Source organism: Variovorax sp. LG9.2 (genome assembly GCF_035018885.1).
Lineage (GTDB): Bacteria > Pseudomonadota > Gammaproteobacteria > Burkholderiales > Burkholderiaceae_C > Variovorax.
Genome location: NZ_JASJXB010000003.1, coordinates 43292 through 68840 on the forward strand (window position 1 = coordinate 43292; position 25549 = coordinate 68840).

General features: G+C 65.3%; 20 protein-coding genes. 3 read left to right on the forward strand and 17 right to left on the reverse strand.

Going from position 1 to position 25549, the window contains the following annotated elements; genetic code table 11:
* Positions 1 to 56: 56 nt before the first annotated feature.
* The 6 genes from QN413_RS03805 to QN413_RS03830 form a co-directional block, all read right to left on the reverse strand.
* Positions 57 to 1670 (reverse strand): long-chain fatty acid--CoA ligase, encoded by a 1614-nt coding sequence (locus tag QN413_RS03805; protein WP_323495326.1) that lies wholly within the window; start codon positions 1668 to 1670, stop codon positions 57 to 59.
* Positions 1655 to 2458 carry an enoyl-CoA hydratase/isomerase family protein gene (locus QN413_RS03810; protein WP_323495327.1) on the reverse strand — a complete coding sequence of 268 codons (804 nt, stop codon included), beginning with the start codon at positions 2456 to 2458 and terminating at the stop codon, positions 1655 to 1657. Before QN413_RS03810 ends, QN413_RS03805 begins: the two co-directional genes overlap by 16 nt.
* Positions 2459 to 2532: 74 nt before the next feature.
* Complete coding sequence (locus QN413_RS03815; RefSeq protein WP_323495546.1) at positions 2533 to 4548, reverse strand: acetyl-CoA carboxylase biotin carboxylase subunit; 2016 nt, start codon at positions 4546 to 4548, stop codon at positions 2533 to 2535.
* Between the two features lie 45 nt (positions 4549 to 4593).
* The gene (locus QN413_RS03820) at positions 4594 to 5754 is read right to left on the reverse strand and encodes an acyl-CoA dehydrogenase family protein (protein ID WP_323495328.1); all 1161 of its coding nucleotides are present in this window, start codon (positions 5752 to 5754) and stop codon (positions 4594 to 4596) included.
* Positions 5755 to 5773: 19 nt separating this feature from the next.
* Positions 5774 to 7393, reverse strand: coding sequence for an acyl-CoA carboxylase subunit beta (locus QN413_RS03825; RefSeq protein WP_323495329.1), 1620 nt, complete (start codon positions 7391 to 7393; stop codon positions 5774 to 5776).
* A gap of 185 nt (positions 7394 to 7578) precedes the next feature.
* The gene (locus QN413_RS03830) at positions 7579 to 8001 is read right to left on the reverse strand and encodes a RidA family protein (protein WP_323495330.1); all 423 of its coding nucleotides are present in this window, start codon (positions 7999 to 8001) and stop codon (positions 7579 to 7581) included.
* 118 nt (positions 8002 to 8119) lie between these two features.
* Here QN413_RS03830 and QN413_RS03835 point away from each other — a divergent pair, with 118 nt between their 5' ends.
* Complete coding sequence (locus QN413_RS03835) at positions 8120 to 10558, forward strand: acetamidase/formamidase family protein (protein ID WP_323495331.1); 2439 nt, start codon at positions 8120 to 8122, stop codon at positions 10556 to 10558.
* Here QN413_RS03835 and QN413_RS03840 read toward each other — a convergent pair.
* The 5 genes from QN413_RS03840 to QN413_RS03860 all read right to left on the reverse strand — a co-directional run bounded on the left by QN413_RS03840 (position 10545) and on the right by QN413_RS03860 (position 16228).
* Positions 10545 to 11786, reverse strand: coding sequence for an acetamidase/formamidase family protein (locus QN413_RS03840; protein ID WP_323495332.1), 1242 nt, complete (start codon positions 11784 to 11786; stop codon positions 10545 to 10547). The two genes, QN413_RS03835 and QN413_RS03840, sit on opposite strands and share 14 nt — an antisense overlap.
* Positions 11783 to 13420, reverse strand: a complete 1638-nt coding sequence (locus tag QN413_RS03845; RefSeq protein WP_323495333.1) for an amino acid ABC transporter permease/ATP-binding protein — start codon at positions 13418 to 13420, stop codon at positions 11783 to 11785. The genes QN413_RS03840 and QN413_RS03845 overlap by 4 nt, the downstream gene beginning before the upstream one ends.
* A gap of 1 nt (position 13421) precedes the next feature.
* Complete coding sequence (locus QN413_RS03850; protein ID WP_323495334.1) at positions 13422 to 14351, reverse strand: ABC transporter substrate-binding protein; 930 nt, start codon at positions 14349 to 14351, stop codon at positions 13422 to 13424.
* 174 nt (positions 14352 to 14525) lie between these two features.
* Entirely contained in the window at positions 14526 to 15425 is a 900-nt protein-coding gene (locus QN413_RS03855; protein WP_323495335.1) for a phosphatidylglycerol lysyltransferase domain-containing protein, read from the reverse strand.
* A complete protein-coding gene (locus QN413_RS03860) occupies positions 15422 to 16228 on the reverse strand; it encodes a TIGR03084 family metal-binding protein (protein WP_323495336.1) in 807 nt (268 codons plus the stop codon). The genes QN413_RS03855 and QN413_RS03860 overlap by 4 nt, the downstream gene beginning before the upstream one ends.
* Positions 16229 to 16519: 291 nt before the next feature.
* Here QN413_RS03860 and QN413_RS03865 point away from each other — a divergent pair, with 291 nt between their 5' ends.
* Positions 16520 to 18331 carry an acyclic terpene utilization AtuA family protein gene (locus QN413_RS03865; RefSeq protein WP_323495337.1) on the forward strand — a complete coding sequence of 604 codons (1812 nt, stop codon included), beginning with the start codon at positions 16520 to 16522 and terminating at the stop codon, positions 18329 to 18331.
* Positions 18332 to 18371: 40 nt separating this feature from the next.
* On the opposite strand, the gene QN413_RS03870 is transcribed toward QN413_RS03865, so the two are convergent.
* Positions 18372 to 19688, reverse strand: coding sequence for a hemolysin family protein (locus QN413_RS03870; RefSeq protein WP_323495339.1), 1317 nt, complete (start codon positions 19686 to 19688; stop codon positions 18372 to 18374).
* A 23-nt stretch (positions 19689 to 19711) separates the two neighbouring features.
* Between QN413_RS03870 and QN413_RS03875 the strand changes: the two genes are divergently transcribed.
* Entirely contained in the window at positions 19712 to 20557 is an 846-nt protein-coding gene (locus QN413_RS03875) for a symmetrical bis(5'-nucleosyl)-tetraphosphatase (protein ID WP_323495340.1), read from the forward strand.
* A gap of 58 nt (positions 20558 to 20615) precedes the next feature.
* Here QN413_RS03875 and QN413_RS03880 read toward each other — a convergent pair whose 3' ends face one another.
* From QN413_RS03880 to guaD, 5 genes are all read right to left on the reverse strand, one after another.
* A complete protein-coding gene (locus QN413_RS03880; RefSeq protein WP_323495341.1) occupies positions 20616 to 22160 on the reverse strand; it encodes a DEAD/DEAH box helicase in 1545 nt (514 codons plus the stop codon).
* 116 nt (positions 22161 to 22276) lie between these two features.
* Positions 22277 to 23164 (reverse strand): neutral zinc metallopeptidase, encoded by an 888-nt coding sequence (locus QN413_RS03885; protein ID WP_323495342.1) that lies wholly within the window; start codon positions 23162 to 23164, stop codon positions 22277 to 22279.
* Positions 23165 to 23212: 48 nt separating this feature from the next.
* Entirely contained in the window at positions 23213 to 23449 is a 237-nt protein-coding gene (locus QN413_RS03890) for a hypothetical protein (protein WP_323495343.1), read from the reverse strand.
* Between the two features lie 172 nt (positions 23450 to 23621).
* The gene (dcd, locus tag QN413_RS03895; protein WP_187050927.1) at positions 23622 to 24188 is read right to left on the reverse strand and encodes a dCTP deaminase; all 567 of its coding nucleotides are present in this window, start codon (positions 24186 to 24188) and stop codon (positions 23622 to 23624) included.
* 68 nt (positions 24189 to 24256) lie between these two features.
* A complete protein-coding gene (gene guaD, locus QN413_RS03900) occupies positions 24257 to 25546 on the reverse strand; it encodes a guanine deaminase (RefSeq protein ID WP_323495344.1) in 1290 nt (429 codons plus the stop codon).
* Positions 25547 to 25549: the final 3 nt, after the last annotated feature.

The window sequence follows — 25549 nt, forward strand, 5'->3', positions numbered from 1 at the left end:
CGGAAAAGCGCTTGAAGAGGTTAGCAAACGCGATTTCGCGGTGCTTGCGTCCATGTTCATGGACTCCCGGTCGCAGTTGCGACGTTGTGCACGCGAAGCGTGGCCTTCAGCACCTTGCCGGTCGAGTTGCGCGGCAACGCGTCGACGATGCGCAACTCTTTCGGCAGCTTGTAGCGCGCGAGCTTGCCTTCGGCAAAGGCGTGCAGCCCTTCCAGCGTGATCGACTTGCCAGGGCGCGGTGCCACCACCGCCACCACGCGCTCACCCCAGCGCGCGTCGGGGGCACCGATGACGGCGACCTCGGCGATGTCCGGGTGGTCGTACAGCACGCTCTCGACTTCGGCCGGATAGATGTTCTCGCCGCCGCTGATGACCATGTCCTTGATGCGATCGCAGACGTAGAGAAAGCCTTCGGCGTCGCGGTAGCCGATGTCGCCACTGCGAAACCAGCCATCGGGCGTGAAGCTCGCCTCGGTGGCCTCGGGCCGGTTCCAGTAGCCGGGCATGACGTTGGCGCCGCGCACGCAGATCTCGCCGGTGGCGCCGGGGGCAGTCACCGGCTCACCCGACGCATCGATCAGCTTGATCTCGGTCATGAGCGGCGGCGTGCCGCTGGAGCCGAGCTTGTCTGAAGATCTGTCGGGATGCAGGAAGGTGATCATCGATGCGGTCTCGGTCATGCCATAGCCCTGGTGCACCGGGATGTTGCGAGCGCCGTACAAACGCAACAACGGCTCGGGCATCGGCGCACCACCGACCGCGATCAATCGCAGCGACGAGAGGTCCGCCGCCTCGAAAGCCGCGTGCTGGCTGATGAAGAGCAGCATCGCCGGCACCGCGAAGCTCACCGTGATGCGGTGCGCCGCAACCGCATGCAGCACCGCCTCTGCGTCGAAGGCGCGTTGCAGCACCAGGTGGCCGCCCGCCAAAAGCGTCGCCATGCTGCCGCACAGCAAACCGCCGACGTGGAACATGGGCGCGAAGTTGAGCGTGACGTCGGTCGACACCATGTCCCACAGGAACATCTCGTTGAGGTTGTTGGCCCAGAAGTTCCCGTGCGTGAGCATCGCGCCCTTGGGGTGGCCGGTGGTGCCGGAGGTGTACATGATCACGGCGACGTCGTCGGCCCGCACCGGAACGGCCACGGGCAACGACCGCTCGGCACGAGCCTCCGCCATCAGCGCATCGGCAGACTCCCACCCCGGTACACCTCCACCGCGATGGATGAAGCGATGACAAGCGAGGTCGCTGCGCACCGCGTCGATCACCGCGATGTGCTCTTCACCGACGACCAGCGTGTGGACGCCGGCGTCGCCGATGATGAAAGCGAGTTCTTGACCGCTGAGCCTGAAGTTGAGCGGTACGCAGATCGCGCCGATGCGCGCGGTCGCGAACAGCACGACGACGAACATCGGATCGTTGAGGCCGAGGTAGCCGACTCGTGCGCCGGGCGTCACGCCACCGGCCGCCAGAACCGCCGACATGCGCTCGATGCGATCGATCAGCTCGCCGTAATTCCAAGTAATGCCGTTGCAGGTCAGCGCGGGCTTGTGCGGTGCGCGCGCGGCACGGCGGGTGAGCCATTCGGCCAGGCCGACCGCGTGAGCGCTGCCGGCGGTGGCCGCATCGGCGGTCTTTGCGGTGGTCGCGGTGGTCAGCGTCCGGTCCATACCGGCCTTCTCTTTTCGTTGAACGAGGCCAGGCCTTCTTTCGCGTCTTCGGTCATGGCGAGCAGCGCGATCTGGCTTTCGGTGAACGCGATGCCTTCGTCGAAGGACATCGACGACAACGCGCGCATGGCGTACTTGCCGCGGCGCAAAGCGGTCGGCGATTTGCTGACGAGCCGGTCGATCAACCACTGCGTCTTGGCATCGAGCTCGGCCGTGGGCACGACATGGTTGAGCAGCCCTGCTTCCTTCGCCTCGGCGGCACTGAAGGGCTCGCCGGCAAGACACCACTCGCGCACCGTGCGGCGCGGCACGATGGCTTGCAGCAGGCTCAGCACCTGCATCGGGAACAGGCCGATCTTGACTTCGGGCAAGCCGAACTGAACATGGTCGGCGGCAATCGCCATGTCGGTCATGCACAGCAGGCCGATGCCGCCGGCCATGCAAACGCCGTTGATGCGCGCGATGCTGGGCAGGGTCGAGTTCTGCACTTCGCGCAGCATGTCGGCGTAGTCGATGTTCGGCTGCGACAGGTCGAACGAGAAGCCTTCGCCGGGCTGCAAATCGCCGCCGGCACAAAACGCCTTTTCGCCCGCTGCGGTGAGCACGACGACGCGCACGTCCTTGTCGGCATGCGCCTGCCGCCAGCCGTCGCGGATGCCCGCAACCACGTCCTTGTTGATGGCGTTTCGCTTGTCGGGCCGGTTGATCGTGACCCACATCGCGTGGCCGCGCTTTTCGGTCAGTACGGCCAGTTCGGCGGGCTGGATTCCAAGTGTCGTATCGGTCATCGCTTGTCTGTCTCCTTCGATCTCGTTCGTCGCTTGGCGGCTTGGCGGCTTGGCGGCTTGGCGGCCTCGCATCTTCAGGCCGGCGTGGCTGCAGGTTCTTTCACCACTGCTTCGATCTCCACCACCACGCGGCTCGCCGCCACCTGGTCGCCGGTCTTCACATGCAATGCGATCACCTTGCCGGTCATGGGTGCGGCATGGATGTGCTCCATCTTCATGGCCTCGAGCGTGACCATCGGCTGACCGGCCTCGACCATGTCACCCACCGCCGTCATCACCGCGACCACCCGGCCGTTCATCGATGCACGCAACTTGCCGTCGCCCGCCGCATCGCCCTGCTTGGCGGAGGCTGCGCGCGTCTTGTCTTCGATGCGGACGGGCACGCCGCGGTAGTGCAGCAGCAAGAGCGTGCCGTCGCGATGGAAGGCCGCGCTTTCGAACAGGCCATCGCAGAGGAAATGCGCTTCGTTGTCGGCGACCTCTTTCAGTTCGATGACGAAGGTCTGCGCGCCGATGGTCACGTCGAAGTGCCGCTGGCCAATGAGCACGACGCCCGCGGTCGACAGCTTGCCGCCAATCTCGAAGCGCAGCGAGATCGGCAGGCTGTGCGTCATGCGCCGGCCCGGGGCGCGGGTACGCCGGTCGCCGGCCATCTCGTACAACAACACGGCGGCGATGGCGGCCGCGCGCCCTTGCAGTTCGACATCCGGCGCCAGCAGCGCGTCCTGGTTCTGCGTGATGAAGGCGGTGGTGGCGCCGCCGACCGCAAACACCTCGTGGCCGAGGCACCGCTGCAAAAAAGCCTGGTTGGTCGTCACGCCCAAGGCGACCGCGTCTTCGAGCCCGGCCATCAGCTTGCGGCGCGCGGCCTCGCGGTTGTCGCCGTGGCTGATGAGCTTGGCGATCATCGAGTCGTAGTAAGGCGGGATTTCGGCGCCCGAGCGCATGGCATGCTCGACGCGCAACTGCGTCGGCATGTGCCACAGCGCCATGGTGCCGCTCTGCGGCATGAAGCCTTGGTCTGCGTCTTCGGCGCACAGGCGCACCTCGATCGCGTGGCCGGTGAAGGTGACTTGCTCCTGCGTGATGGGCAATGGCTCCCCCGCTGCCACGCGCAATTGCATTGCCACCAGATCGAGCCCGGTGATGGCTTCGGTCACCGGGTGCTCGACCTGCAGCCGCGTGTTCATTTCCATGAAATAGAAATTGCCCTCGCTGTCGAGCAAAAATTCGAGGGTGCCCGCGCCCTCGTAGCGGATCGCCTTGACAGCGGCCACGGCTGTGGCGCCCATGCGGGCCCGCAGGTCGGCATTCACTGCCGGAGACGGTGCCTCCTCGATCAGCTTTTGATGGCGGCGCTGCACCGAACAATCGCGCTCGCCCAGATGGATCGCATTGCCGTAGCGGTCGGCGAACACCTGAATCTCGATGTGGCGCGGTTCGACGATGGCGCGCTCCAAAATCACTTCCGGATCGCTGAACGCGCTCTGCGCTTCGGACCGTGCGCTGCGCAGCAGCTCGCCGAATTCCTTGGCCGATGGCACGAGTCGCATGCCGCGACCGCCACCGCCGGCGGTCGCCTTGATCATCACCGGGAAGCCGATGCGCGCGGCCTCTTTGGCAAGTCGCTCTTCGCTCTGGTCTTCGCCCTGATAGCCCGGAATGCACGGCACGCCCGCCGCCATCATCAAGGTCTTGGCGCCGGCCTTGTTGCCCATCGACACGATGGCCTCGGCCGAAGGCCCGATGAAGACCAACCCCGCGTCCTTGCACGCCTGCGCGAAGTGGTCGTTCTCGGCGAGGAAGCCATAGCCGGGATGCACCGCATCGGCGCCACTCAATCGCGCCGCCTCGACGATGGCCGGGATGCGCAGATAGGACAGGGCCGGCAACGGCTCGCCGATGCACACTGCCTGGTCGGCCTCGCGCACGTGGCGCGCATCGGCATCGGCCGTCGAGTACACCGCCACCGTCCGATAGCCGAGCGCGTGGGCGCTGCGGATGATGCGCAGCGCGATCTCGCCGCGGTTGGCGATGAGTAGTTTTCGGAACGGTGTCAACGACTGTACGGAGGACGATGAGGCAGACATTGCGGTCGTGAAATTCGTTGCGGTCATGGGCGTTCGTCTGACGATTTATGCGGCGTTCGGGAGCGGAAAAGTGCCCATGAATTTGGCGAGGATCTGAAGCATCACTTCGTCGGCACCACCGCCAATGGAGGTCAGCCGGCCGTCGCGGAAGATGCGCGAAATCGGGCTCTCGTCCATGTAGCCCATGCCGCCCCAGAACTGCAGGCAACCATCGGCTACTTCGCGAATCACGCGGCCCGCTTTGAGCTTGGCCATGGTGGCGGTGCGCGTGGCATCGGTACCGGCCACCACCTCCTCGACGCCTTGCCAGGACAGGGCCTTCAGGCACGCGACCTCGGTCTGCAACTCGGCGAGTTTGTAGTGCACCCACTGGTTGTCGAGGATGGAGCGGCCGAAGGCCTGTCGGTCGCGCGTGTAGGCAATGGTGGTGTCGATAGCGCGCTGCGCCATGCCGGCGCTGTTGAGTGCGCCCCACAGCCGTTCGATCTGGAACTGCTCCATCTGGTAGATGAACCCCATGCCCTCTTCGCCGATGCGATAGCGCTGCGGCACGCGCACATCGTCGAAGTGAATCTGCGCCGTGTCGGACGAGTGCATGCCCATCTTCTCGAGCTTGCGCGCAACCTGCACGCCTTTCGTTTTCATCGGCACCACGATGAGCGACTTGTTGCGATGCGACGAACCTTCAGAGGTGTTGGCCAACACGCAGCAGAAGTCGGCTTGCGTGCCATTGGTCGTCCACATCTTGCCGCCATTGATGACGTAGTCGCCATCGACCTTGCGGGCTGTGGTCTTGACCGAGGCCACGTCGGAACCGCTGCCGACCTCCGACACGCCAAGGCAGGCCACGTAGTCGCCACTGATGGCCGGCGCGAGGAATTCGTCGCGTAGCTCCTTGCTGCCGCGGTGCGCGAGGGCCGGCGTCGCCATGTCGGTCTGCACGCCGATGGCCATTGGGATGCCGCCGCAGTTCATGTGCGCGAGCGTCTCGGCCATGACCGCGCCATACGAATAGTCGAGACCCGAGCCGCCGTTTTCGACGGGCTTGGTCAGGCCCAGAAAACCCAGTTCGCCGAGCCGCTTGAAGACCTGGTGCGCCGGGAAGATCTCCGCTTTTTCCCAGTCGTCGACGTAAGGATTGACCTCCTTGTCGATGAAGCGCTTGAGCGTGTCGCGCAGGGTGTCGTGTTCAGGGGTGAGTTGCATGGAAGGCTCCGTTGTGTTCTCAGGGACGTGCCACCGAGAACTGCATCTTCTGCGGTTCACGTGCCTCGGCGTCGCGGCAGATCGACAGCACTTTTGCCAAGACTTCGCGTGTGTCGCGCGGGTCGATCACGCCATCGTCGAGCAGCCGTGCGCTGGTAGTGAACACGCTCATCTGGCTGTCGAAGTGCTCGACGATGCGTTTTTCCATCGCATCGAGCTTGGCCTGGTCGACCTCGCCTTTGCGCTTCATCGCGGCCTCGGTCACGATGACCATCGTCTTCGCCGCCTGCTCACCGCCCATCACCGCGGTCTTGGCGTTGGGCCACGAGAAACAGAAGCGTGGATGAAAGCCGCGGCCGCACATGCCGTAGTTTCCGGCACCGAAAGAGGCGCCGCAATAGAGGGTGATCTGCGGCACCGTGGCGTTGGTCACGGCCTGGATCATCTTGGAGCCGTGCTTGATGATGCCGGCCTCCTCGTAATCCTTGCCGACCATGAAGCCGGTCGTGTTGTTCAGGTACAGGAGCGGCGTCTTCGACTGGCAGCAGGCCTGGATGAAGTGCGTGGCCTTGGTGGCGCCAGCCGGGTCGATCGGCCCGTTGTTGGTGACCACGCCGACCGGCATGCCTTCGATCTTGATGTGGCCGACGACCGTGGCGCCGCCGTAGTTTTCACCGAACTCCAGGAACTCCGAATCGTCGGCCATGTGCGCGATGACCTGCTTCATGTCGACCGGTCGCTTATGGTCCATCGGCATGATGCCGAGCAGGGATTCGGCGTCGTAGCGCGGTGGCTTGAAGGCGCGCGCCGGGGCGGCGGCGGCGTCGCGATTCCAGTCGATGTTGGCGAGGATCTCGCGGGCGATGCGGATGGCGTCGCGGTCGTCTTCGGCCAGGTAGTCGCCGAGGCCGGAGATCGACGTGTGCATCAGCGCGCCGCCGAGTTCTTCTTCGGTCGCGACCTCGCCGGTGGCGGCCTTCAGCAACGGCGGGCCGGCCAGGAAGGCCCGCGAACGGCCACGCACCATCACGATGTAATCCGACAGGCCGGTCTGGTAGGCGCCACCGGCCGTCGAAGAGCCGTGCGTGACCGTCACCACCGGCAGGCCGGCCGCCGAGATGCGGGCGATGTTGCGGAACAGGTTGCCGCCGGTGATGAACTCCTCCACCTTGTAGGTCATGAGGTTGGCACCGGCGCTCTCCACCAGTTGCACGTAGGGCAGCTTGTTTTCCAGTGCGAGCTCCTGCAGGCGCAACTGCTTGGGAATGCCCATCGGCTGCAGGGCGCCGGCCTCGATGCCGGAGTCGGATGCGTTGATCATCACGCGCACGCCCGAGACCCAGCCGATGCCACCGATCACACCACCACCCGGCACGCTCTTTTCGAGGTCTTCGTTGTCGAGTCCGAGACCCGCGAGCGAGCCGATTTCAAGGAACGACGTGCCGGGGTCGAGCAGCAGCGACAGCCGCTCGCGCGGCAGCAACTGGCCGCGCTTTTCAAAGCGCTCGCGTGATTTTTCCGAGGTGGCGATGCTGCGCCGCTCGTAGCCGCGCACGCGCTCCAGCAGTGCCAGCATGCCGCTGCGGTTGGCCTCGAAGGCTTCGCTGCCGGGAGAAACGGTGGTCTCGATGATTGCCATGTGTAGTGCCTGGCCGGTGTTCGGCAGGATGCTGATGCGGCAGCTTAGGCAATGGCGGGCGGCGGGTCTTGCGCGAACTGGCTGCGTAGGGGTGTCTTTCGACAAAGCACGAGCCTCCAGACCGCGTGCTCCCTGGGTCAGCGCGGCAGCGACTGCGGTTGGTTCTGCCGGTGGCTCAGGGCCGGTTACGCGGGGAGACCCGCCTTGACCGGCTCACTTGGGCGTCGCGCCACGAGATCGATCTCGACGCGCGCGCCCTTGGCCAGACCCGTCACGCCGATACAGGTTCGGGCAGGTCGCCGCCCACTCGCGAAGTGGTCGGCGTAGACGGCGTTCATGGCTGCGTAGTCGGCATCGAAGTGGGTGAGGTAGATGCGCACCGACACCGCGTGCTCCAGGCCGAGGCCGCAACCGGCCAGCACGGTCTGCAGGTTCTCCAGCACCTGGCGTGTTTGCGCCTCGATGCCGTCGGGATAGGGTGAATCGAGCGAGGTGTCGACAAAGGGCATCTGCCCCGTGACGAACACCCAGCCATCGGCTTCGACGGCGTGGCTGAAGGGTGCGACCGGGTCGGGCGCACCGGCAATCATGTGGAAGATCGGAGTCATCGCAAAAAGTGGTGTGAGTTGGACAGACCGCGTGGCAAGCCAGTTGCGTGCCAGTCGGGGGAATGGCATGTGGCACGTGTCTTGCGCGACATGGACAGGCAACCAGGAAACCGCCGCCATGCGCTTGGAAAAATTCACGACCGACTCTTACCCGGTGCACCAGCGGCCTCATGCATGGCGCGAGGCTTTGCAGTTGCACAGCCTCCGGCCTGAAATGGCACCTGCAGCGGCGCCGCTCTACGGCACGCTGACCGCGCGGCGCACGGCGCGCGGTGTCGAAATGGCGCGGATCACTTCTTCACCGCAGACGATTCAACGCTTGGGCGCGGGAGCCGATGCGGTCTGGCTCGCGCTCCACATGGGCGGCGATGCCGCGCTGCATCATGGTCAGCAGACCATCGAACTGGCACCGGGTGACATCGTCTTCGGGCCGGCGCATGCGCAGGCCGACCTGGACTTTCGGTCCAACTTCCGTCAGTTCATGGTGTCGATGCCCGGCGCCAGCCTTAAAACTCGGCTGCCCGGTGACCATGCTTTCGCGCTCGGGCACCTTCGCGGCAGCGCGGGCCTGGGCCGCATGTTCGCGGGCACGCTGACCGCGCTGGCCGACGCCTTCGACACGCTGGATGACGACGACATCGCGCCCGTCGAGTCCGCTCTTTCCGAATTCATCGCGACCAGCATGGCGGCACGGCGAGACCTTGCCTTGCCGGCCTCGTCCGCCATCAGCAGCACGCGCGCTGCCACGGTGCGCCGGCTGTGCCAGTACGTCGATGCGAACCTGAGCGATCCATCACTCACGGTGGCCGGTGTGGCGGCCCACGAGCACCTGTCCGAGCGGCTGGTGCAAAAGCTGTTCGAAGGCCTCGGCCAGACCTTCACCGCCTACCTGCGCCAGAGCCGCCTCGAACGCTGCCGCGCCGACCTCGCCAATCGCCAGTACGGACACCTGTCGATCTCGGACATCTGCTTTCGCTGGGGCTTCAACGATCCGGCGCATTTCAGCCATTCGTTCCGCGACCGCTACGGCATGTCGCCACGACAGTACCGACAGCAGGCCAACGAGGTGAGCCAGCAGTCGCTGCGCAAGCGCATCAAGCGCGGCTGGCCATCGGGCTACTTCGAGACGCCGGCGGCGGACCCGGTTGCATCCAGTGCGGGCATCGACACGGTTGCTGCGAGACGCGCGGTCGACTCATCCTGCGTCGACGGGACGTCCACCAATGCCATCAGCACGGTCATCAGTACCGGCATCGGCGCCGGTCGCCACCATCACCTTCCGGCCAACGCGCAGACCATCCACTGGGGCTACTTCAGCCGCTCGATCCCGCCGGTGCTGCGCATCGAGTCCGGCGACATCGTCACCATCGAGACGCTGACCCAGCACGCCTACGACGACCACGAACGCATGATCAAGGGCGATTCAGGGGCCGAAAGCGTCTTCCACTGGACCGCCGAGCACAAGGCCGTGGATCGGCGCGGCGCGGGCCCGACGGACGCGTCGATCTACGGTCGCGGCAGTGGCGAGGGCTTTGGCGTGCACATCTGCACCGGCCCCATTTTCGTGAAGGACGCGCAGCCGGGCGACGTGCTGGAGGTGCGCATCCTCGATCTCGCGCCGCGCCTCGCGGCCAGTGCCAGGTACGAGGGCCGCGCCTTCGGCAGCAACGCCGCAGCATGGTGGGGCTTTCACTACGACGACCTGATCGAGGAGCCGAAGCAGCGCGAGGTGGTGACGATCTACGAAGTCGATTGCAGTCAGGACCAGCCCTGCGCTCACGCGGTCTACAACTTTCGCTGGACCCCCCAGCGCGATCCGAACGGCGTGCTGCACCCGACCATCGACTACCCTGGCATCCCTATCGACCGGGCCTCGATCGTCGAAAACCACGGCGTGCTGCAAGGCGTGACGATCCCCGTGCGCCCGCACTTCGGCGTGATCGCCGTGGCGCCTGCCGAGACTGGTCTGGTCGACTCGATCCCGCCCTCGTGCTTCGGCGGCAACCTGGACAACTGGCGCATCGCCAAGGGCGCAACCTTGTACCTGCGGGTGGGAGTCGACGGCGCCTTGCTATCGGTGGGTGACCCGCACGCCTCGCAGGGCGACAGCGAGTTATGCGGCACGGCCATCGAATGCTCGTTGACGGGCGTCTTCCAGATCGTGCTGCACAAGGCCGCGAACCTGCGCGACGAGCCCTTTGCCGACATCGACTATCCGCTGGTCGAGACGGCCGACGAGTGGGTGATCCACGGCTTCAGCCACCCGGATTATTTGAAGGAGTTCGGCGACAAGGCACGCAGTGCGATCTACGAAAAGTCGTCGCTCGACCCGGCCATGCGTGATGCTTTCCGCAAGACCCGGCGCTTCCTGATGACCGCGATGGGGCTGACCGAGGACGAGGCGATCTCGCTGATGTCGGTGGCGGTCGACTTCGGGGTCACGCAAGTGGTCGACGGCAACTGGGGCGTGCACGCGGTGATCCGCAAATCGATGTTCGCGGGTCGCGTGCGGGCGCAGGCTGCGCCCTCCGTCAACAGCCCGCTCAGCAGTCCTTGAAGATGCTCTTCTGAATCGACCCGTGGATGCCCCAGTTGGCATCCACGACCTGCGTGACGCCGAAGTTCGCCGCGACCGACAACAGGGCAATCGCCTCGTCCTCGCTGAGCCGGTGCACCGTCATCAGGAAGCGGCGCAACTTGCGAAAGGCGTCGCGCATGGCCGGGTCCAGCGACGAGTGACCGGCCACCAGCGTCTGTGCGTCGGGGCCCAGGGCCTCCAGGTAGTTCGGGTAGGTGAAGCCGTAGACCGACCACTGCTCGTCGGTCTCCAGCAGCGGGTGGTCCAGGCCCTCTAGGATCGTACCGCCCAACTCGTTGCTCTTGTGCAGGATGAACTCGAAGTCGCCGGTCAGCGAGGTCTCGATGGCGGTGCCGCCGAGTTCGCTGTCGCCCTGCGCCGCATGCGGATCGCCGACCGAGAAGAAGGCGCCGGGAACCGCCACCGGGTAGTACATGGTCGCGCCCTTGCCGATGCGCCAGTCGTCGATGTTGCCGCCGGTGTAGCTGGGCGGAATCGAGCTGACGAAGTCGGACTCCGACGGCGCCAGGCCCATCGTGCCGAAGTGCAGGCGAGCCGGCACCTTGACGTTGCGCAGGATGTTCTCGCGCTTGCGCACCAGCGTGTGGTCGACGCGCACGCCGGGATAGTCGATGTTGGTGTGCACCACGCCGTCGGGATCGGTTTGCGGTGTCCACACGTAGTTGTAGACCGCGCGGGCGAAGGGCTCGCCCGAGGTGTCCAGCTCGAAGATCGTCACGACCTCGCGGGGCTTGGGCTCCTCGATCAGGTCGCGGTAATGGAAGCCCCAGGACGCGGCCGCGTTCGAGCCGAAACAGCGGCCGGCGTAGCAATGGTTGCAGCTGGGCCGCGGGCGCACGTCGAGGATGCGCACCTCCAGCACGTCGCCGGGTTCGGCGCCCTCGATGACCACCGGTCCCGTCAGCAGGTGCACGCCCAGCCCTTCGCCCTCGCCGAGCTTGAACGGCCCCGTGACCGGGCCGGCACCGCGCCGGGACACGGCCTTGTGCTCGCGCGTCCAGGCGAACACCGATTCGGCGCCGGGGTCGCCCGCGACCATGCGCTCGTAGTCGTCGTTGGCATGGTGGGTCAGCGTCTCGATGGTGACCCTGTCCCCCGACTTCACAACGAGCGAGGGCGCGACGGCCTTGCTGAAATAGCCCCAGTGGACGGTCTGGGGGGAGACGCTCAGGGTGTGGTGCTTCATGTGGGGTCGTTGGCAGGCGAAGGGGTGGACGGCAGCACGTCGGCGGCCATCACGCGAAGGAAACGGGCGAGCGCCGGGGCGCGCGGGTTCTGCAGAACGTCCAGCGCCGGGCCGCTTTCGACGACGCGGCCCCCGGCGAGGAAGACCACGCGGTCGGCCACCTCGGCGGCAAAGCGCAGTTGATGGGTCGAGATGATCATCGTCAGCCCTTCCTCGACGGCCAGGCGGCGGATCACGTCCAGCACCTCGTTGACGAGTTCGGGGTCGAGCGCCGAGGTCGGTTCGTCCAGCAGCAGCACGCTCGGGCCCGGTGCCAGTGCCCGAGCGATGGCGACGCGCTGTTGCTGCCCGCCGGACAGGTGACGCGGCAGCGCTTCGACGCGGTGCGCCAGGCCGACCCGATTCAGCAGTTCCAGTGCACGTCGGTCAGCGGCCTCGGCCGTCCAGCCGTGCACCCAGCGCAGCGGGCCGGCCACGTTTTCACGGGCCGTCAGGTGTGCGAACAGGTTGAACTGCTGAAACAGCATGCCCACGCCCAGGCGAGCACGTTCGCGGGCCAGGTCGCTGGGGGTCATGAGTTGGCCGTCGGGCCGGTAGCCGAGGCGGTGCCCGTCGACGTGGATCTGGCCCGCGTCCCAGCTTTCGAGGTGGTTGATGCAGCGCAGCAGCGTGCTCTTGCCAGAGCCGCTCGGGCCCAGCAGCGCGACCACTTCGCCAGCCTGCACGTCGAGGCTCAGGTCGTTCAGCACATCCTGCGGGCCGTACGCCTTGGACACGCCGTTGATGCGCAACGCGACCGGCGCATCGGCCAGCCGTGCGGCGCGGGCGGCACGATCGGTGGTCGACACCACCAGCGTGGGGAGCATTTCGCTCTCGGGCTCAGCCAACGACGCCGCACCGGTGTCCTCCAGGGTCGACTGGCTTGCTATCGGTAGTGCCACGCGGCGCCGTGGCAGCCAGCGCGCCAGTCCCGTCGACCTCGCCGGGCGGTCAAGATTGAAGCGCGATTCGAGCGCCAACTGCACCAGGCTGATCGCTCCGGTCAACCCGAGGTACAGCAGGCCGGACGCAAAAAAGATCGAGAAGAAATCGAAGGTCGAAGACGCCAGCTGCGTGCTGCGGAGCGTCAACTCGGGCACCGCGATGATCGAGGCGAGCGAGGAGTTCTTCAGCGTACTGACCGCCTCGTTGCCCATCGCGGGGATCATCGAGCGCAAGGCCTGCGGCGCGATGATGCGGCGCATCAGCACGCGCGGCGTCATCCCCAGTGCCTGGCCGGCAAGCACCTGGCCGCGGTCCACACCGAGCACGCCGGAGCGGAACATCTCGGCGATGAAGGTGGCCTCGTTGAACGCCAGCGCCACCCCGGCGGCCAGCAGTCCGGGTAGCTTGACGCCGACATGCGGCAGCGCGTCGTAGACGAACACGAACTGCAGGATGAGCGGCGTGCCGCGAAAGATCACCGCATAGCCACGCGCGAACGCGGCCAGCGGCTTGAAGCGGCTGAGTTGCATCGCCGCCAGCAGCAGTCCCACCACCACCCCGCCCGCCAGCCCGATGCCGGTGGCCCCGAGTGTGAAAACGATGCCCTGGATCAGGTAGGGCAAGGTGAGGTAGTGGAGGAACAACTCCATGTCACTTCGCCACGAGCAGACGCGGAGCCTCGAGGTTTTCGACGGGCATGCCGTGCTTCTTCAGCAACTCGGTGTGGATGCCGGCCTTCTGCAAGGTCACCAGCGCGGCCATCACCGCATCACGGAAGTCCGTCTTGCCCTTGGGCACTGCAATGCCGACCGAGTAGGGAATCGACACCGCAAGCGCCTTTTCCAACTTGTCCGGATAGGCCTTGACGGCGCTGTCGACCGTGTTGACATCGTTGACGTAGGTGTCGGCACGGCCGGCCAGGATGGCCTGGATGCAGTTCTGGTTGTTGTCGTAGAGCTGGATTTCCGGCTCGGGCTTGCCCGCCGCCTTGCACGCGGGGGCCAGCGCCTGGATCAGCGGCACTTCGACGTAGCCGGTGTTCTCGGCGGCAATCGCACCGCACATCGAGGCGTTGATGCCGGTGATCTTCTTCGGGTTGCCCTTGGCCACCAGCACGCCGTCGAAGACCTTCGAGTAGGTGATGAAGTCGGCCGCCTTGGCGCGTTCTTCAGTGGCGTAGATGTCGGAGATGACGATGTCGGCCTGGCCGGATTCCAGCGTGGTCAGCAGCGCCGCAAACGTCACCGCCTTGTAAGTCACCTTGAAGCCCAGGCAGGCGCCGAGCGTCTCGCCCAGGTCGATGTCGAAGCCGATGTACTTGTCCGGATTGTTCGGGTCTATGGTCTCGTAGCCAGGGGTGTGCGGATTGATCGCGTTGACCAGTGTCTTGCCCTTGAACTGCGGGTACTTGGCTTGCAGCGCGCTGCATTCGGCCGGGACCTTGGCGACCTCGGCATGAACCGAGGTGGCAGTCATCGCGAGAGCCGAAAGGCTCAGGGCCGCGACTGCCACGCCGCGCAGACGGGCCAGCGCGGGAAGGCGCCGGACAGAGCGTCCGGACGGGAGAGAAAGGTTTTGCATAGTCCGAGACTCCTGGAAAAACGACGCAAGCGGCTGGCACCATGCCAGCTTTGCTGCAGCGCACCATGAGAGCGTAGGCGAGGGGCCGGGGCAGCACTTGTGTGTAGGCGCACGACTGCTTGTGCAGGCGTCCACGTCGGTCAGCCTGTCGAAACAGGGTTGCTATGCGCGGCGTTAAGGCGCTGGCTCGGACTTTTCGGCTTGATGCACCAACGCGACACGCCATTTGGGCAGCAGTGCCGCCGGCTGATACGAGCGTTTGCTGCGCCGGAACCCGGTAAGCCCCATGTCTTGTTCGAAGTTGAGCCAGGCGACCTCGCGCGCAAAGTGCTTGCAGAAGTGCTGGAACATATACGGATAGATCCCGACGTGACTGTCGAGCCCCTTCGCGAATCGCATCGCGAAGACGCCCGGCTGCAGCTCCTGCGCCAACACGAAACCAATCGGCAGGTCGCCGACGAAGTGAACGAATCCTTCGAGCCCGAAGCGTGCGGCGTTGTCGATCGCTTCAAGGCAGGCATCGTCGTCGGCCTCGCCCCGCGCCTTGCCCTTGTGCGTGAACCAGCCTTTCAGCACGCTGCGCGCAGCGTCGACCAGCTCGGGTCCGAACGGCCGGCAGGATGGCTCGTGCTGCGCCAGAAACTGACGCACCAGATTTCGCTTCTTCGCCAACGGGCGGCCGGCATAGTCGACGAAGGTTTCGGCTTGGTAAAGGTAGTCCGCATCGTCCGCCGACGCGGTCGCAACGAAGACGTTGTCCGGCAGCTCGGCCGCATCGCGCGCTGCCACCGGAAAGAGACATCCGTGCGCTTCGATCAGTTCCGACAGCACGTCCAGCGGCGCGCAACGCGGCACGAACAACGGCATGAAGTGTCGCGTACCGTCATACGCGCGGCCGGCGATGCCAGGCCAGTCACCATCGACGAACCGGTAGTCGTGCGCCGCCCTGAAAAGGTACAGATTGGAGAACGCGTGGTCCGACAAGCAGTGCTCGCCACTGCCCTCACGCAACGCAGCCAGCGCCGCATCGATGCGCGGCTGCAGGCCGAGTTCGATCGGCACGCCGTGCGTCAAGCGGTGGCCGCCACCTTCCGCACGCCGGGCTCGGGCGCGTCGGCCGGTGGACCGGCAAAGCACTGCGCGATCCGCAGCCAGTCGCGTGCCGATCCATCGCTGTAACGCAGGGCAGTGTCGGCCAGATTGCGGCGCTGCGTCACCAGCAAGCAGAAGTCATCTGCCGGCCCGCGGATGGTCTCCGACGAGGCCGCATCGCCCCACGTCCAGACGCCGCCTTGGGGTGCATCGAGCTCGATGTAGGGCACGACGGCCGGTACCGGCTGCTTGCGGTTCACGAAGCTCCAGCCGAAGGTCGTGACGCCGATGTGGGCGATGTGGCGCAGCCGGTCGGTAGCCGGTCGCCGGCGGCCGACGACGTCCCACACGTCTTGCCCGTGCGCCCAGGTTTCCATGAGACGCGCGGTTGCGAACGACCGTGCGCTCATGGTCGGGCCGTACCACGGTAGCCTGGCTTTTGGGTCGAGCGCTGCCAGCGCATCGACGAGTTGCGTAGAAAGGGGTTCCCAGTACGCGAGCAGTTGCGCGCCGTCGAGGTGGCCGTACTTCTCCCGCGCGATGGCGCTGATTTCCTTGCCCGTGGCGAGCGTGGCGTTCAACGTCGCGGTGTCGGCGGCGAACGCGTCGGAGTCGGTGGCCGACAGCAGGCCGGTCTCGTCGAAGAAGCACAGGTGGGCAATTTCGTCCCACGGCGTCCAGCCGTAGAAGTCACTTCGCAGTCGCCACTGCGCAGGCGTCAGCGTCCGCACCAGGTCGGCCAGGTCGCGGTATTCGTTGCGGAGGTCGTCACTCGTTTGCTTCATCTTGGGTCTGTGCGCGTCGTGCCGCGCTTGTCGTGGTTGCGTTGTCTGATCGCGTTGTGTTTTATACGCCGAGCTGCCGTACCTTGACGAAGGGCGTGATCTCGCGCGCCACCAAGTCGCGGATGCTGGCGCGGAACCAAATTCCATGCAGGTCTCCGTTGTTTCAAAGAGGCTAGCGTGGGTGCGCGCCAAGGTCTTGCGCGCAGTGGCTGCGGTCAGCGACTCGGCGCAAGCATTGCAGGCGGTGCGTCGCTAGGCTGGCCGGATGCTTTCATCGATGAGACCACCCCCATGAGAGACAACGTAACGAACAAAGTCGTACGCATCGGCGGTGCTTCGGGCTTCTGGGGCGACAGCATGGTCGCCGCGCCGCAGTTGGTGAAGCTCGGCCGGCTCGACTACCTCGTGTTTGACTTCCTGGCCGAGACCACGATGTCGATCCTGGCTTCGGCGCGGGCCAAGAAGCCCGAGATGGGCTACGCCACCGACTTCGTCGACATCGCGATGAAGTCGGTGCTGTCCGAAATCAAGCGGCAAGGCATCAAGGTGGTGAGCAATGCCGGCGGCATCAACCCGCACGGCTGTGCGGCCGCGTTGCAGGCACTGGCAACGGCCGAGGGCATTTTGCTGAGTATCGCGGTGGTCGAAGGCGACGACGTCAGCATGCACATGCCCGGGCTGCGCGCGCGCGGCGTGCAGGATATGTTCACCGGCGAGTCGCTGCCCGACAAAGTGCTGAGCGCCAACGCCTACCTCGGCGCGACACCGATCGCCGCCGCACTCGCAGCCGGCGCCGAAGTGGTGATCACGGGGCGTTGTGTCGACAGCGCGGTGACGCTCGGCCCGCTGATGCACGAGTTCGGCTGGACGGATGCCGACTACGACCTGCTGGCCTCCGGCAGCCTGGCGGGCCACATCATCGAGTGCGGCTGTCAGGCGACAGGTGGTCTGCACACCGACTGGGAAGACATCCCCGACTGGGCCCATATGGGCTATCCGGTGATCGAATGCCATGCGGACGGCAGCTTCGTCGTGACCAAGCCCGAAGGTACGGGGGGCAAGGTGATTCGCGCCAACGTCGCCGAGCAGATGCTTTACGAGATCGGCGACCCGGGCGCCTATCTGCTGCCCGACGTGTGCTGCGATTTTCGCGATGTGACGATCGAGCAGCAGGGCGAGAACCGCGTGCGGGTGAGCCCGGCGAAGGGACGCGCGCCGACGCCGTTCTACAAGGTCTCGGCCACTCAACTCGACGGCTTCCGGTGCGCGGGCAGCATGGTCATCATCGGCATCGACGCCGACAAGAAAGCGCGTCGCACCGCCGAAGCGATCATCGAGCGCGTGAGCGACATCCTGCGCGAGGGCGGCATGCCGCCGTTCACTTCGACGTACATCGAAGTCGTCGGATCGGAGTCTTCCTACGGCGCGCAATCACGCGTGCGGCCGTCGCGCGAAGTGATGATGCGCGTGGTCGCGAACCATCCGCTGAAGGCCGCGCTGGCGATCTTCGCTCAGGAAATCTCACCATCGGGCACCTCATGGGCGCCGGGCACGACCAGCCCCGGTGGCGGTCGGCCGGCGGTGTCGCCGTTGATCAAGCCCTTCTCGTTTCTGCTCGACAAGCAGGCCTTGCCGGTGGCTTTCGTGATCGATGGCGAGCGGCAAACGGTATCGATCGGCAAAGGTGCCGGGGACGGTGCGACGCCTGATGTCGGCGCGCCTGAAGCGTGGAAAGAATTGGGTGGCGCTTCACGCGAAGTGCGGCTGATCGACCTGGCCTATGCACGCAGCGGCGACAAGGGCAACCTCTCGAACATCGGTGTCATTGCGCGCCGACCCGAATGGCTGCCGTTGCTGTGGAACCGGTTGAGCGACAAGGCCGTGGGCGACTACTTCGCGCACATGGTGCATGGCCGCATCGAACGCTTCTACCTGCCCGGCATCGCGTCGCTCAATCTGCTGCTGCACGATGCGCTCGATGGCGGCGGACCCTCGTCGATGCGGATGGACCCGCTCGGCAAGGGCATGGCGCAGATGCTGTTGGACCTCGTCATCGAGGTTCCGGCATCGGTGGCCGACAGCTTGCCGGCGCCGCGCGGCTGAACTCCCGTCGCTGCTGGCTGCGCGAGCGCTGCGGTGCGACTCAGCGCTTGCCGGTGATTTGCGCCGGCACGTCGACACGCGCCAGCACCTTGTCGATACGCCGGCCATCAAGCGCCAGCACCTCGAAACTCCAGCCCGCGCACTCGATGATCTCGTGGACTTTCGGCAACTGCCCTGACACCGACATCAGCAAGCCCGCGACCGTGTTGTAGCGGCCGCGGTCTTCATCGGGCAACTCGCGGATGGCGAGGCGCGCACGCAGTTCCGACACGGGCATCAGGCCGTCGAGTTCCCACACGCCCACTTCGCGCTCGGTCGCCCAGGCATCGGTCTGCATGCCGGGCTGCAGCTCACCGGTGATCGCTTCGAGCAGGTCGCGCGGCGTCATCAACCCCTGCACCACGCCATATTCATCGACCACGAAAACGAGGCGGCCGGCGCGCTCGCGAAACTGTTCCAGCAGCTCCATGCCGGTCAGCGTTTCTGGCACGAACGAGGCTGGCTGGGCCACGCTTTCGATCGAGCCTTCGTAGGCAGGCCCGAGGCGCAACAGATGTGCGACGCTGATCACGCCGACCACGTCGTCCAGAGAGTTGCGGCACACCGGATACCACGAGTGCACCAGGTTGAGCGCACCGGCGGCAGCCACGTTTTGCAGGCTCGACGCCACCGTGCCGGACGCTTCGAGCCATTCGATGTCGCCGCGTGGAATCATCAACGACGACAGACGCCGATCGTCCAGATGGAACACGTTGCGCACCATCTGGTGCTCGTGCTGCTCGATGAGGCCAGCATCGACGCCTTCTTCGAGGCTGGCGGAGATTTCTTCTTCGGTCACCACGCGGGCCGAGTTGGTGTCGATCTTCAGCAGCTTGAGAATGGCCGCGGTCGCACCGGAAAGCAGCAGCACGAAAGGCTTGGCGCCCTTGGCGAGCCAGCGCATTGGCCGCGCCACGAAGCGCGCGACAGGCTCGGGATAGAGCTGGCCAATGCGCTTGGGCACGAGCTCGCCGAAGATGATCGTGAAGAAAGTGATGCAGGCGACCACGACCGCGGTCGACGCGACGCTTGCTGTCCCTGTACGCATGCCGAGGCTTTCCATCCAGACCGACAAAGGTGCTGCGAAAGCGGCCTCCCCGACGATGCCACTGAGCATGCCGATCGAGGTGATGCCGATCTGGACGCTCGACAGGAACTGCGTGGGGTCTTCCATCAGCTTGAGCGCCGCAGCGGCGCCGGCGTCACCCGATTCGGCCATGGCCGCAAGCCGTGCACGCCGGCTGGTCGACAGCGCCATTTCGGACATGGAGAACAACGCGTTGAGCGTGGTCAACAAGGCCAGCAGAAGGACATCCATGGACGCGGGTGAGAATGGGAAGCATGGCACTCTACCTTATCGGTGACGTACAGGGCTGCGACGAAGCGTTGCAGCGCCTGCTCGACAAGATCGACTTTTCCGCGAGCCGCGACAGCGTGGTGCTGCTCGGCGACCTGGTCAATCGCGGGCCCGAATCGGCCGCCGTGTTGCGCCGCGTGCACGCGCTCGGCAATGCCGCCAACGCGCTGCTCGGCAACCACGACCTGCACCTGCTCGGTATCGCGCATGGCGCGCGCAAAGCCGGCCGCAAGGACACGCTGGCGCCGCTGCTCGCCGCGGCCGACAGCGAAGCGATGCTCGACTGGTTGCGAAATCAATCGATGGCGCTGCATCGCACCGTCGGCGGCAAGGATCTGCTCATGGTGCACGCCGGCGTGTTGCCGCAATGGAACGTGGCCGATACGTTGACTCTGGCCGCCGAGGTCGAGTCCGTGCTGCGCGGTCCGGCGCTCAACGAGTTCGTGATGACGATGTACGGCAACGAACCGGCGCAGTGGAGCGACACACTCGCCGGCAGTGCGCGACTGCGCGTGATCGTCAACGCGCTGACGCGGCTGCGCTTCTGCTCAGCGGCGGGCGTGATGGATTTCGACGCGAAAGACAGTGCCGACACAGCGCCGGCTGGCTGCATGCCGTGGTTCAACGTACCCGGCCGCAAGACCGCTGCGGCGACGCTGGCGTTTGGACACTGGTCGACGCTGGGCTACGTCTCGCGGCCCGACCTGTTGTCGACCGACACCGGCTGCGTTTGGGGCGGCTGCCTGAGCGCGGTGCGCATCGGCGCCACGCTGGACGAGCGGGAGTTGATTCAGGTGCAGTGCGCAGAAGCGCAAAAGCCGAGCGTCTAGCCCGGCTTTTGCGATCGCTGCAGATTTGCCCGGGTCCGCCGACCCGGTTGCTGCGCGTTCAGGTCGTCGGTTCGCTGGTCTTGAACAGCGCCGCGACCTTGCGCTTGGTCTTGATGTTGCTCGAGATACCGCGCGAAGGCGCCGCCTTGGCGGCGGCTTCCCACGCCGGCGTTGCGTCGGGCTGACCCGGTTCGTACGGCTTGTCGAAGAACGGGTCGCGCGACATGGCGGGGCCCCGGTGCGGACGCCCGCCGCCACGCATCGGCGGCCGCGCTTCGCTGAAACGCTCGTTGCTGCGCTCACCGCCACGATCACTGCGATCGCGCGACTCGAAGTTGCTGCCGCTATCACCGTCAGTCCTTGCGCGCGGCTGGTCGAGCACATCGCGTGCATCGCCGGCCTCGCCCTCTTCGCGCCAATGACGGCGACCGTCGTTGATGCGACCGCGGGGAGCGTCTTCTTCGAACTCGATCGCTTCGAGCTCGATCTTGGTCTTGATCAGCTTTTCGATGTCAGCGACAAGCCGTGCATCGTTACCGCCGCTGGCAAAGCTGACCGCCAGACCCGACGCGCCGGCACGACCGGTGCGGCCGATGCGGTGCACGTAGTCTTCGGCGTTGAAAGGGATGTCGAAGTTGAAAACAGCCGGCACGTCCTTGATGTCGAGACCACGTGCCGCCACGTCGGTGCACACCAGCAGATCGACTTCGCCCTTCTTGAACGATTCGAGCGCCTTCAGCCGCTCGTCCTGGCTTTTGTCGCCGTGCAATGCGGTGGTCTTCAGGCCTTCGCGCTCGAGCGACCGGGCCAGACGGGCGCACCCCAGCTTGCTGTTGACGAAGACGAAGGCCTGCGTGATGCCGCGTTGCTTGACGATCTGCTTGAGCGCGCGGCGCTTGTCGTCGTCGCTCACGCTGTAGAAATGCTGCTCGACGGTCGATGCCGTTTCGTTGGGCCGGGCCACTTCGATGAGCACCGGGTTCTGCAGATAGCTGCCGGCGAGCCGCTTGATTTCGGGCGAGAAAGTGGCCGAAAACAGCAGCGTGATTCGCTGCTTGGGCAGGTAGCTCAGGATGCGCTGCAGGTCGGGCAAGAAGCCGATGTCCAGCATGCGGTCGGCCTCGTCGAGCACGACATACTCGACCTGATTGAGCACCGCGTTCTTGGCTTCGATGTGGTCGAGCAGCCGGCCGGGCGTTGCCACCAGCACTTCGACGCCTTTTTTGAGCTCGAGCGTCTGCGGCTTCATGTCCATGCCGCCGAAAACGACCGCACTGCGCAGATTGGTGTACTTGGCGTAGAGCTCGACCTGCTGCGCGACCTGCACGGCGAGTTCACGCGTCGGCAGGAGCACCAATGCACGCACCGGATGCCGGGCGGGCGAGGTCGATGAGTTTTCGTGCTTGAGCATGCGCTGCAGCAAGGGCAGCGCAAACGCTGCGGTCTTGCCGGTGCCGGTTTGGGCGGCACCCATCACGTCTTGACCCGACAGCACGACCGGAATCGCCTGCTCCTGGATCGGTGTCATGGTCTCGTAGCCCATTTCGGCTACGGCGCGCGCCAGCGGTTCAGCCAGCGAAAGATTGGAAAAGGAGCTTGTCATTAAGCCCTCTATTGTCGCACCGCCGCAAAAAACACTGATGACAGCGCTGAGACACGGCTTTTTGCGGTTAAGGGGGCGACCTCATCGCGGCGTCCATCGAAGCGTTTTCGAAGACGTCAAAGACTCTTTGAATTGAACGTGTCGCACGACTGGATGCTGCCGCTCTGGTAGCCGGCACCGAACCATTTCTGCCGTTGCGCGCTTGATCCGTGTGTGAAGCTGTCGGGCACCACGGCACGGCCAGCCGACCGCTGCAGCGCGTCGTCGCCGATCTTTTGCGCGGCGTTCATTGCCGACTCGATGTCGCCCGGGTCGAGCCAGTTCTTGGACTGCTGCGACTTGTTCGCCCAGATGCCGGCGAAGCAATCGGCCTGCAGTTCGACGCGCACGCTCAGCGCGTTGTTCTGCGTCTGGCTCAGCCTGCCGCGCATGCCGTCGACCTTGCCCGTGATGCCAAGTTCGTCTTGAACGTGATGGCCGACCTCGTGCGCGATGACGTATGCCTGAGCGAACTCGCCCGGCGCGCCGAGTTGGTTCTTCAGCGTGTCGTAAAAGCCGAGGTCGATGTAGACCTTCTGATCGCCGGGGCAATAAAACGGGCCCATCGCCGACTGGCCGGTGCCGCAAGCGGTCGGCGTGACGCCGCGAAACAGCACGAGCTTGGGTGCGTGGTAGGTGCCGCCGTTCTTCTGGAAGATATCCGTCCAGACGACTTCGGTGTTCTTCAGCACGGTCGAGACGAACGAGGCTTCGCGATCACTGGACGGCGGCGCCTTGGCCGGACCTTGCTGTTGCTGGACCTGGGGAGCCTGGCCCCCACCCGTCAGCAAACCGAGCACGGTGAGCGGGTTGATGCCGAAAATCCAGCCTGCGATCAGCGCCACCGCCACAGTGCCGATTCCGACACTGCGACCGCCGATCGGAAATCCACCGCCGCCGCCGCCGCCCCCGCCATCGCGGCGGTCTTCGACGTTGTCCGACTGCTCGTTGCCTTCCCACTTCATGAGACTCTCCTCACCGGCAACGGCCGGCTTTCACGTGATGGTACCGGCTTAACGGGGTGCGACGTAACCGACCGACATCGTGCGAGCCTTAGCCGCCGAATTGGAGTCCAGGCGCTGTGCAACGACTCCGCGACTGGAAGCCTCCGCAGCTTCGCGCATCTCGGCCTTTTGCACTTGCGAGCGCACCAGCATGGTCATGGCGGCAGCCTGTGCGCAAACTATGGCGACCAATGCGGCCATCAGCAATTTACGCAGCGGCGACAGTTCGGCGATCCATTGAGTCATATCGATTCCTGGTCGTGCTGGCTGCACGAGTCTGAAACGGATAGTGGGGAGCGCCCAGGAAACAAGGTGGGGGAGCCGGGCGCGATGCGGTGTAGGACCGGACCGAAGTACGACATCGACTCCATGACATCGGCCAAAGGCGCAAGCCGCCTCGCTCTGCGCCCCTGAGGCTTTAGGCTTTAGGCAAAGTGACGCCGCGCTGGCCTTGGTACTTCCCGCCGCGGTCCTTGTAGCTGGTCTCGCAAACTTCGTCGCTCTCGAAGAACAGCACTTGCGCGCAGCCTTCGCCCGCGTAGATCTTGGCCGGCAACGGTGTCGTGTTGCTGAACTCGAGCGTCACATAGCCTTCCCATTCGGGCTCGAAAGGCGTCACGTTGACGATGATTCCGCAGCGTGCATAGGTGCTCTTGCCAAGGCAGATGGTGAGCACGTTGCGCGGGATGCGAAAGTATTCGACGGTACGCGCCAGGGCGAAGCTGTTCGGCGGAATGATGCAGAAGTCGCCGTCCATGTCGACAAAGCTTTTCTCATCGAAATTCTTGGGGTCGACCACCGTGCTGTGGATGTTCGTGAACACCTTGAACTCGGGCGCGCAGCGGATGTCGTAGCCGTAACTCGACGTGCCGTAGCTGATGATCTTGTTGCCTTCGCGCTCGCGCACCTGCCCGGGCTCGAAGGGCTCGATCATGCCGGTCTGCTCGGCCATGCGCCGAATCCATTTGTCGCTCTTGATGGTCATCTCAGGGGGTCCTTCCTCGGAGCGTCATTCTAAGGAGCCGGCCTGCGACATCCTCGATGCGAGACGCGTCAGCTGCCGCTCGCCTGCGAGATCACCGTCCGCTCGATGAGCCGGTCGTCGCCGAGCACGATCATCGAAAAAAGCAACTCTTCGAGATTCGCCGCCAAACCGCTCTTGCGCGCGAGCAGGGGCGTCGCCTTCGGGTTCAGCACGATGAAGTCGGCCTCGCAGCCTGGCTGCAGATTGCCCGCGACGCCATCGAGCCCGAGCGCGAGTGCCGCGCCACCGGTATGGCGCCACCACAGTTCCGACGGCGCGATGCTGATGCCGGGCTTGGTCTGCCCTTCGCGCCCGACGTAGTAAGCCGCCATCATGGTGTGGAACGGGCTGAAGCTGGTGCCGCCCCCGACATCGCTGGCCAGGCCGTAGTGGTAGTCGATGCGGTCGGCACCCTCGAAGTCGAAGAAGCCGCTGCCGAGGAACAAATTGCTGGTCGGGCTCACCGCCGTGGCCGCGCCGGTCTCGCGCATCAGGCGGCGGTCGTCATCGTCGAAGTGAATGCAGTGCGCATACACCGCGCGCTCGCGCATCAGCCCGAAGCCCGTGTACACGTCGAGATACGAGCGCGCCTTGGGAAACAGCTCGCGCGCCCACTTCACCTCGTCCTTGTTCTCGGCGACGTGTGAGTGAATCCAGGTGTCGGGGTACTTCGCGGCCAGTTCGCCGGCACCACGCAGTTGCGCGTCGGTGCTGGTCGGTGCAAAACGCGGGGTGATCGCGTAACCCAGCCGGTCGACGTTGTGCCATTTGCGGATGAGCGATTCGGTGTCGATCAGACTCTGCTCGGTGTCGTCGCGCACGCCGTCGGGCGAGTGACGATCTTGCAGCACCTTGCCGGTGATCATGCGCAGGCTGCGCCGCTGTGCCGCTTCGAAAAACGAATCGACCGACTGCACGTGCGAGGTCGCGAAAGTGAGTGAGGTGGTCACGCCGTTGCGCAGCATCTCGTCGAGAAAGAACTCGGCCACTTCGATCGAATGTGCCGGGTCTACAAAGCGCGCCTCCGCAGGGAAGGTGTAGTTCTCGAGCCACGGCAGCAAGCCTTCCGATGGCGCGCCGATGATGTCGGTCTGCGGAAAATGCACGTGCATATCGATGAAGCCCGGCGCCAGGATGCGACCCGGCCAGTGCGTCACCGGCACGTGGGCGTACTGCGAATGGATCGAATTGAAGGCACCTGCCGCCACGACGATCTGGCGGCCGCGTGGATCGGGGCCGACGACCAGCAGGCCGTCTTCATCGAAGAGCGGCTTGCCGGTGGGGTCGAATCGCAGAAGGGAGGCTCGGTACGCGTGCATGGG